This window comes from Ahrensia sp. R2A130, from assembly GCF_000179775.1.
Lineage (GTDB): Bacteria > Pseudomonadota > Alphaproteobacteria > Rhizobiales > Rhizobiaceae > Pseudahrensia.
Genome location: NZ_AEEB01000023.1, coordinates 1 through 577, shown reverse-complemented (window position 1 = coordinate 577; position 577 = coordinate 1). Strand labels below are relative to the sequence as shown.

General features: G+C 54.8%; 1 protein-coding gene. It reads right to left on the bottom strand.

The genetic code is table 11. From position 1 onward, the window contains the following. Positions 1 to 577, bottom strand: a 577-nt coding sequence (locus R2A130_RS15515) for a tandem-95 repeat protein (protein ID WP_009465120.1), incomplete at both ends; no start/stop codon positions are given.

Genomic DNA, 577 nt, shown 5'->3' with positions numbered 1-577 from the left:
GGGCGGAGACAGAACCGGCGACCACGCTGATCGTATCACCCTCAACATCGCTGGCAGCGGTAAGGACATCAATGGAGGCGATAGCCGTATCTTCTGCGGTCGATTGCGGCGCGGGGCTACCTGCATCGGGTGCATCATTGATCGGGTTAACGGTGATGTTTGCCGAAGCTGAAACGCTGCCGCCATTACCATCTTCAATGGTGTAGAAAATCGTGTCTATACCATTGAAATTAGCGGCTGGAGTGTAGCGTAGTGATCCATCACCATTCAGCGTGACCGTGCCGTTTGAGGCAGAAAGAGAGCCGGGGCGAACGTTGAGCACGTCACCGTCGCTGTCACTTGCCAAAGACAGAACGTCAATCGTGGCAATGGCGCCATCTTCGTCAACGAGCTGAGCGGGAAGCTGTGTCGTTGTCGGTGCATCATTGACCGGATTGATCGTCACTGTGATCTGACCGGTATCCGTACCTCCACGGGCATCGGTTATCGTGTAAACAATGGTGTCGGTACCGTTGAAATCCGCGTTCGGCGAATAGCGCAATGTGCCATCGCCATTGATGGTGACAAAACCGTTGGC